This window comes from Streptacidiphilus carbonis (assembly GCF_000787775.1).
GTDB lineage: Bacteria > Actinomycetota > Actinomycetes > Streptomycetales > Streptomycetaceae > Streptacidiphilus > Streptacidiphilus carbonis.
On the sequence record NZ_BBPM01000035.1, the window covers coordinates 33,763 to 41,809 of the forward strand.

The 8,047-nt window shown below is 70.3% G+C and carries 7 protein-coding genes; all 7 read right to left on the reverse strand.

Annotation, left to right across the window (positions count from 1 at the left end):
- Nucleotides 1-37 precede the first annotated feature (37 nt).
- Nucleotides 38-2,152 (reverse strand): transglycosylase domain-containing protein, encoded by a 2,115-nt coding sequence (locus TR46_RS24680; RefSeq protein WP_052433073.1) that lies wholly within the window; start codon nt 2,150-2,152, stop codon nt 38-40.
- A 113-nt stretch (nt 2,153-2,265) separates the two neighbouring features.
- Nucleotides 2,266-3,000 (reverse strand): hypothetical protein, encoded by a 735-nt coding sequence (locus tag TR46_RS24685; RefSeq protein WP_042405044.1) that lies wholly within the window; start codon nt 2,998-3,000, stop codon nt 2,266-2,268.
- Nucleotides 3,001-3,157: 157 nt separating this feature from the next.
- Complete coding sequence (locus TR46_RS24690) at nt 3,158-4,708, reverse strand: MFS transporter (RefSeq protein WP_084718893.1); 1,551 nt, start codon at nt 4,706-4,708, stop codon at nt 3,158-3,160.
- A 173-nt stretch (nt 4,709-4,881) separates the two neighbouring features.
- Nucleotides 4,882-6,108 carry an RNA polymerase sigma factor gene (locus tag TR46_RS24695; RefSeq protein ID WP_042405053.1) on the reverse strand — a complete coding sequence of 409 codons (1,227 nt, stop codon included), beginning with the start codon at nt 6,106-6,108 and terminating at the stop codon, nt 4,882-4,884.
- Nucleotides 6,109-6,129: 21 nt separating this feature from the next.
- A complete protein-coding gene (locus tag TR46_RS24700) occupies nt 6,130-6,471 on the reverse strand; it encodes a YciI family protein (RefSeq protein WP_042405055.1) in 342 nt (113 codons plus the stop codon).
- A gap of 132 nt (nt 6,472-6,603) precedes the next feature.
- Entirely contained in the window at nt 6,604-7,464 is an 861-nt protein-coding gene (locus TR46_RS24705; protein ID WP_152626659.1) for an NAD(+)/NADH kinase, read from the reverse strand.
- Between the two features lie 187 nt (nt 7,465-7,651).
- The coding region (locus TR46_RS24710; RefSeq protein WP_042405062.1) for a discoidin domain-containing protein at nt 7,652-8,047 on the reverse strand (396 nt) is incomplete at its 5' end.

The window sequence follows — 8,047 nt, forward strand, 5'->3', positions numbered from 1 at the left end:
GCCGGGGCCGCCGAGCCCTCCAGGTCCGTCAGACCTGTCAGTTCCGCTTGGGTGAGGACCCCGGCAGCGGCACGGTGTGGAAACTGCCGAAGGGGACGCCGCTGAGTGCGCCGCCCATGGCGTCGTGCCAGATCGGCCCGGCGATGGTGCTGCCGAAGACCTGGCCGGACCCGTAGGAGACGCCGCCGATGGACTGGCCGTCCTCCAGGCTGGAGATCCTGGCGCCGGTGTCGCTGACCACGGTGGCCCCGGAGAGCTGCGGGGTGAAGCCGACGAACCAGACCTGCTTGTGGGAGTCCGTGGTGCCGGTCTTGCCGGCGCTGGGGCGGCCGTCGGAGAACCCGTCCTGGGCGCCGGTACCGTCCTCGACCACGCCCTTGAGCATGCTGGTGATGGAGTCGGCGGTGCTCTGCTGCATCACGGAGTGGCAGTTGGCCGAGGGCACCGGCAGGCTCTTGTGGTCGACGTCGGTGACCGAGGTGATCGCGGTGGGCGAGCAGTAGACGCCGCGGGCGGCGAAGGTGGCGTAGACGTCGGCCATCTCCAGCGGCGTCAGGCTGTTGGTGCCCAGGGTGAGCGACTGGACCTGGGCGATCGGAGCGAGGGTCTGGGTGCCGGGGGAGTAGGTGGCCTGGGTGGTGATGCCGAGCTTGGCCATCATCTTCACCACGTTGCACAGCCCGGCGTCCTTCTCCAGCGGCACGAAGTAGGTGTTGACCGACTTGGCCATCGCCTCCGGCATCGTGAACGGGCCCACCAGGGAGGGGGAGTCGTTCTGGTTCGGGGGATTGTCGGACTCCGGGAGCCGGTTGCCCTGGCAGTCCCGCATGGCCGGATAGGGCTCCTGGTAGGGGGCGTTGTAGCTCTGGTCCATGCCGATGCCGTTCTCCAGCGCGGCCGCCGCGGTGATCGGCTTGACCGTGGACCCGGTCGGGAACCCGCCGCCTCCGCCCATGGTGCGGTCGACGTTGTAGTTCAGCGTGGTGACGGCGCTGCTGGTGCCGTTGCCGTAGGGGCGGCTCTGGCCCATCGCGACGATCCTGCCGGTGCCCGGTTGGACCATGGTCATCGCCGTGGCGGCCTTCTCGTCAGCGTGGACGTGCGAGGTGACCGACTGCTGCAGGGCCCACTGCGCACCGGGGTCGAGCGTGGTGTGGATGCTCAGCCCGCCGTGCTCCCACAGCGCCAGACGCTCGGCGCCGGTGCTTCCGAAGGCCGGGTCGCCGAGGAACACGTGCTCGACGTAGTCGCAGAAGAACTGCTCGCCGTTCCTGGCGGTGATGCAGCCCTCCTTGGGACGGCTCACCTTCAGCCCCAGCGGCTGTGCCTTCTCCCGAGCCGCCCGCGCCGGGGTGATGGCGCCGTACTTCCCCATCGCGTCCAGCACCTGGTTGCGGCGCACCAGGGCGGCCTGGGGGTCGATGAGCGGGTCGTAGCGGCTGGGCGACTGCACCAGGCCTGCCAGCAGGGCGGCCTGAGGAACCGTCAACCGGTCTGCGGAGACGCTGAAGTAGCGCTCCGCGGCGGCCTCGACGCCGTAGGCCTGCTCGCCGAAGAAGGCGATGTTGAGGTAGTCCGTGAGGATCTGGTCCTTGCTGAGCGTCTCCTCCAGCCTGATGGCGGTCTTCAGCTCGGCGACCTTGCGTGCGACGGTCTGCGCCTGGGCCTCACGCACCTTGGCCGGATCGTTCCCGGCCAGCTCGACGTTCATGTTCTTCACCAGCTGCTGGGTCAGCGTCGACCCGCCCTGGGAGGTGCCGGAGGAGGCGTTGGTGGTGAGCGCCCGCAGAGTCCCCTTGAGGTCGACCGCGCCGTGCTGGTAGAAGCGGTTGTCCTCGATGTCGACCAGGGCCTGACGCATCACCGGGGCGATCCGGCTGATCGGCACCACGATCCGGTCCCGGGCGTAGACCTTGGCGATCACCCCGCCCTTGGCGTCGTAGATGGTCGACGACTGCGAGAGGACCGGCTCGGTCACATCGGCCGGGAGTCTGTTGAAGTCGGTCACCACCGCCTTGGCCCCGAAGCCGATCGCTCCGACCGCGGGGAGTGCCAGGCCGGCGACGAGTGTGCCCGCCAGCACACTCGCGCCGACCGCCGTCATGCCCAGGCCGAACCTGCGCAGGACACCGGGGGAATGCTTGGCCGCCATGTTCCCGCAGATACCCGGATTCTGCGGTCCCAGCCCCTCCCGGCCCCTCGATCAGTGGTTCGGCCATGTATTCGGCCAGAGTCGGGCATGGTCTCGGGCATCGGTAGGGCCGGTCAGGGCTTCGGCAGTGAGTCCAGCAGCTCCTTGAACCGGCCGGAGACCACCATCCGGAAGTCGCTGCCCTCCCGCAGACGGGCGTTGAGGCTCTCCACCTTGCCGTCGAAGGTCCAGTACAGGTCGCTGCCGAAGAGTTCGGCGTTGGGCGACCGGAGTTGGCGGGTCAGTTCGATCAGGAACGGGATGCCCTGGAGCGACGCGGAGGTGCGGATCGGTATGCCGCACACCCCGTTGTTGTTGGGCAGCGACACCACCGCTCCGTAGGGGAGCGGGACGCCGAAGGCCGTCTCGGCACTCAGCGCCTGGGCCGCGCCCGGCCAGCCCGTGCCGTTGACGACATGGAGCTTGTCGCCGTTCTGCCCGTTGAACTCCTTGCGGTTCAGCTGCTCGCGGCCGAGTCCCTCGTGCGCCCAGGCCCAGAGCTGCTCGCGGTCGACACCCCACCGCTCGACCAGGTGCTCGGGCACGACCAGGGCCTCGGCGGCGCCGTCGCGGCCCCGCTTTCCCTTGACGCACAGGAGCGTCACCAGCTCGCCGTCGAACGGCTGGACCATCGGATCGGAGCCCAGCCCCGCATCCGTCTGCGAGACCAGCAGCCCCAGCCGTGACGGGAGCTCCTTGGCCGGGATGGCGGCCAGCGCACGGCACGGGCCGTGCTCGGAGCACGCCGCCGAAGCCCCTCCTGGTGCGCCGGTCCCCTCGCTGCGGTTCCTGCGGCCGAACAGCGGCATGGATGTCCTCCCCCTCTTTGACGGACCATCAGCAGATCAACCCCCGCAGCCCGTTCGGGCTGCAGCAGTATTCGACCATGGGAGAGCTTCCGACAACACCCGTTATGCCCAGAACGTGACCGAGCCCGGCCTGCGGTCTTCGAGGCGGAAGTCCGGCTCACCGCGAACCGGCGGTGTCCTTCTCCCTGGGACCCTCCGGACCGGGCAGGCTGGACAACGGACTGGAGATGTCCTCCAGGGACCTGCCCTCGGCGTTGACGCCGAGGAAGACCTCGACCACCGCGCCGACGAGCATCACCGCTGCGCCGATCAGGTAGCCGATGAACAGCTTGAAGTGGTCCTTGCCGTCCCCGATCAGCTGCCCGTAGAGCCAGGGGCCGAAGGCGCCGAAGGACTGGGCGATCACGAAGAAGACCGCGATGGCCTTGGCCCGGACCTCCACCGGGAAGATCTCGCTGACGGTGAGGTAGGCGGCGCTGGCGCCCGCCGAGGCGAAGAAGAAGATGACGCACCAGCACGCCGTCTGGGTGACCGCGTTGAGCAGCCCCGCCTTGAACAGGAAGGCGCTGACGGCGAGCAGGATCCCGGAGACGAAGTAGGTCCCCGAGATCATCCTCTTGCGGCCGACGGTGTCGAAGAGCCGTCCGATGGTCAGTGGGCCGATCAGGTTCCCCAGCGCGAAGAACATGAAGTAGTAGGCGGTGTCGCCGCTGGCCACGCCGTAGATCTTGGTGAGCACCAGGGTGTAGGTGAAGAAGATGGCGTTGTAGAGGAACGACTGGGTGATCATCAGCGACGCGCCCAGTACCGAGCGGCCGGGGTAGCGGGTGAACAGGGTCCGGGCCAGGGTGACGAAGCCGATGTTGCCCGCGGCGGCGACCCTGATGGCCTTGGACTCGTCCACCGGCTCCATCGTGCCCCCGCCGGCGTCGACTTCGCGCTCGATCTGACCGACCGCCTGTTCCGCCTCCTCGACGCGGCCGTGCATCACCAGCCAGCGGGGGCTCTCGGGAAGGTTCTTTCGGACGAACAGGATGATGAAGCCCAGCACCGGGCCGCTCAGGAAGGCCACCCGCCAGGCATAGCTGTCCGGCAGGTTGTTGACCACGCCCAGGGTGATGAAGGTCGCCAGCAGGGCGCCGCCCCAGTAGGTGCCGTTGATGGCGATGTCCACCCGTCCGCGGTAGCGGGCCGGGATGAGTTCGTCGATGGCGGAGTTGATGGCCGCGTACTCGCCGCCGATGCCCATGCCGGCGATGAACCGGGTGGCGTTGAGCCAGATGACCCAGCCCTGGCTGTGCCCGGCGGTGCAGGCGGTGAGTCCGCCGCCGACCAGGTAGACGCCCAGGGTGATCATGAAGAGGTTGCGCCGGCCCCACTTGTCCGACAGCCAGCCGAAGAACAGCGCGCCGGCCACCTCGCCGAGCAGGTAGACCGTGCCGACCGAGAAGCTGACCGAGGCCGAGGACAGGTTCAGGGTGTTCTTCTGGGTGAGGATGCTGGTCACATTGGACGCGATGGTGATCTCCAGGCCGTCCAGCACCCAGGCCACGCCGAGGGCGATCACCAGCCTGGTGTGGAAGGGGGACCAACCGAGCCGGTCCAGCCGGGCCGGGACCAGGCTGCGGATGCCCTGCCCGGCTCCCTGCCCGGCTCCCGGCACCGCGGCTGTGCCTCCGGAGGCCCCGGAATCCGATGGATGGGTCATCAGGCACCTCCGATTGGCGCGTGGTTGGCCGGGACTCGCCCCCGGCGCGGGCCACAGGCCCGGCAGCCTCGTTGCTGTCCGGTGCGAGCGGCCCACCAGCGCCTCTGCCCGGTTCTTCTGCAGGCTAACGCGGCCTGCGCGTATTGCAGGATGTGACGCGCCGTGACCGACCGTCAGCAGCAGGGCAGGCGGCCGCGGAGGAAGCGTCGTTCGGCTTCGGTGGGCGCGAGTTCCAGCGCGGTGCGGTAGCTCGCATCGGCCTCGGCGCTGCGGTCGAGGCGGCGCAGCAGGTCGGCGCGGGTCGCGTGGAGCAGGTAGTAGCCGTCCAGCCGTCCGGTCGCGGCGAGTGCCTCGACCAGTGGCAGGGCGGCCTGCGGTCCCTCGGCCATGCCGACCGCCACGGCGCGGTTCAGATCCACCACCAGACCCGGTGCCACGCTTGCGAGTTGGTCGTAGAGCCCGACGATCTGCGGCCAGTCGGTCCGCTCCGCCGACGGCGCGGTGGCATGACAGGCGGCGATGGCCGCCTGGATCTGGAACGGCCCGGCCCGGCGCCGCCGCAGCGCCCGTTCGACCAGCGTGCTGCCTTCGTCGATCTGCGCCCGGTCCCACCGGGAGCGGTCCTGCTCGGCCAGGGTGACCAGGTCGCCGGCGGCGTCGGTCCGGGCAGCCCTGCGGGCGTCGTGCAGCAGCATCAGTGCGAGCATGCCCAGGGCCTCGGGCTCGTCCGGCATCAGCGCCGCCAGCACCCGGGCGAGCCGGACCGCCTCCTGGCACAGCCGGCCCCGCTGCGGGTTCTGCGGGTCCCCGTACCCCTCGTTGAACAGCAGGTAGAGCACATGCAGCACGGCGGGCAGGCGTTCGGGCAGCAGATGGCCCGGCGGCACCCGGAACGGGATGCCCGCGTGCTTGATCTTCTGCTTGGCCCGGAACAGGCGCTGGCCCATGGTGCGCTCCGGCACCAGGAACGCCCGGGCGATCTCGGCGGTACCCATGCCGGTCAGGCTCCGCAGGGTCAGCGCCACCTGGGCGTCCAGGTTCAGCGAGGGGTGGCAGCAGGTGAACATGAGCTCCAGGCGCTCGTCCGGGATCTCGTGGTCGCTGACGTAGGGCTGCGGTTCGGGTTGCATCGCGGCTGCCTCCCGCAGCTTCTCCGCCTCCTTCGACGCCCGGCGGATCCGGTCGATCGCGCGGTTGCGCGCGGTGGTGGTGAGCCAGGCCAGCGGCTGGTCCGGCAGGCCGGTCTCCGGCCACTTGACCAGCGCGCGGGCGAACGCGTCCTGCGCGCACTCCTCGGCCAGGTCCCAGTCACCGCCGGTGAACCGGATCATGGTGGCCACGATCCGGCTCCAGCCGTCGGTGTAGATCCGGGCGATCCGGTCCTCCACCTGCTCTGCCACGAGCGCCCTCTTCGGTCCTCGTCAGTCCTCGTCGTCCGGCCAGAACGGACGGAGCTCGATCATCCCGGCCCACGCCATCGGATGCTTGGACGCGACCTCGATGGCCTCGTCCAGATCGGCGCAGTCCAGCACGTCGAAGCCGGCGATCTGGTCCTTGGTCTCGGCGTAGGGGCCGTCGGTCAGCAGCACCTCGCGGTTGCGGACCCGTACGGTGGTGGCGTCACTGGCGGGCCGGGTGCGGTTGCCCAGCAACCGGATCCCCTTGCCGTCCATCTCGGTGACCCAGTCCTCCACGTCCGGCGCGCCCTCGTCCTGGCCGGGCTTGAAGTCGGGGTCGGTGCAGACCAGCATCAGGTACTTCATGGCGGTACTCCCATCGCGTTTGTCTACGGTGACCAGGCGTCCGTACATCCTCGTCGGGTGATTGACGATCGAGCGGGACGCTCCACTACCGAACTGCGCGAAATATTCTCCGATCGGCCGGGCGGCCCCGCCTCAGGTGGGCTCGGCCGAGCCGGAGAGCTGCAGTTTCCGCTGGGCCCGCTGGTAGAAGGTGGTCTGGCCGAGGCGCACGATGCGCGCGGCGCCGGGCAGCATCGTCACCTCGACGACGTCCCCCGGGAAGACCTCGCCGACCAGCCGGCCGTCGGCCTCGATGGCCAGGTCGCCGCTGCTGGGGAGGATCTCCAGGGTGAGCCGCTCCCCGCTGGAGAGGAACAGCGACCGGTTGAACGCCGAGTGCGGCGCCACCGGGGTGACCAGCAGCCCCTCGGCGTTGGGGGAGACGATCGGTCCGCCGGCGGAGAAGCTGTAGGCAGTCGACCCGGTAGGGGTGGCCACCACGATCGCGTCCGCGCTGTACTGCACGAACGGCTGGCCCTGGACCCGGACGGCGACCGCGGCGGACCGGTGCCCGGGGGAGCGCAGCAGCACGATGTCGTTGAGCGCGGTCTCCAGGCCCGTGCCGAAGCGGACCTGGACCCCCGAACGGGGCTCCACGGTGAAGCTGTGCTGGTCGATGGCGTCCAGCGCGGCGGGGAGGTCGGGCATGTCGATCTCGGCGAGGAAGCCCAGGCGACCGACATTGACGCCGAGCACGGGGGCCCGGCCGCCGACCGCCAGCCGCATCGCCCGCAGCATGGTGCCGTCCCCGCCAAGGCTCACCACCAGGTCGGCGGAGACGTTCATCTCCTCGGCCTGGACCGGCACCGCCTCGCAGCCGATCCGGGCCACCTCCTCGGCCAGCCCCAGCACCTTCGCGTCCCGGTCCCGGCTCCACCGGACCACGGTGTCCACGATCGACGCGCAGGTGCGTTCGGGGTGGAGCACCAGCCCCACCGCACTGATCAGTCCCATCGGCTGAGTCCTCCCGGAGCGCCTCGATGTCGGCCGGTCGCCCGATGCTCCCAGTCAGTCACAACCGGCGGGCACGGACAAGACAGCACTGTCAGGACTCTAGGGCCTGTCCGGCAGCCGGGCCGCTCCCGCCGCGCCGCGCCCGGAGCCGGCACGGGCCACGGTCGACCGTGCCGGCGCCGCCGGGTCAGCGGCGGGCGGCGGCGTAGGCGCGCACGTCGGCGACGCTCCACCAGCTGCCGCTGGCGGCGGTCAGGGTGAGCCGTACATAGCGCGTGGCCCGGCCGTCCAGGTCCACCGCGGTGAACTGGCCGGTGCCCTGGGCCGCCGATCCGACGGGGGCCCAGTGCTCGCCGTCGGTGCTGGTGGTGACGGTGTATCCGCGCGGGTAGTCGCCGGTGGAGGCGCCGGTGTCGAAGACGACCTGCTGCGGGCGCTGCACCTTGCCGAGGTCGACCTGCAGGTACTGGCCGGGGGCCTGCGCGGTGCCGGAGGAGAAGCGGGTGCTCGCGTCGTCGTCGACGGCGTCGGCCGCCACGTCGGTCGTGCTGCTGGTACTGGCGGTGGGGCTCCATCCGTCGGG

What these genes read in the sequence shown, in the direction of transcription:
- TR46_RS24680 (WP_052433073.1), bottom strand. Translation starts at nt 2,152, where the DNA reads ATGGCGGCCAAGCATTCCCCCGGTGTCCTGCGCAGGTTCGGCCTGGGC.
- TR46_RS24685 (WP_042405044.1), bottom strand. Translation starts at nt 3,000, where the DNA reads ATGCCGCTGTTCGGCCGCAGGAACCGCAGCGAGGGGACCGGCGCACCA.
- TR46_RS24690 (WP_084718893.1), bottom strand. Translation starts at nt 4,708, where the DNA reads ATGACCCATCCATCGGATTCCGGGGCCTCCGGAGGCACAGCCGCGGTG.
- TR46_RS24700 (WP_042405055.1), bottom strand. Translation starts at nt 6,471, where the DNA reads ATGAAGTACCTGATGCTGGTCTGCACCGACCCCGACTTCAAGCCCGGC.
- TR46_RS24705 (WP_152626659.1), bottom strand. Translation starts at nt 7,464, where the DNA reads ATGGGACTGATCAGTGCGGTGGGGCTGGTGCTCCACCCCGAACGCACC.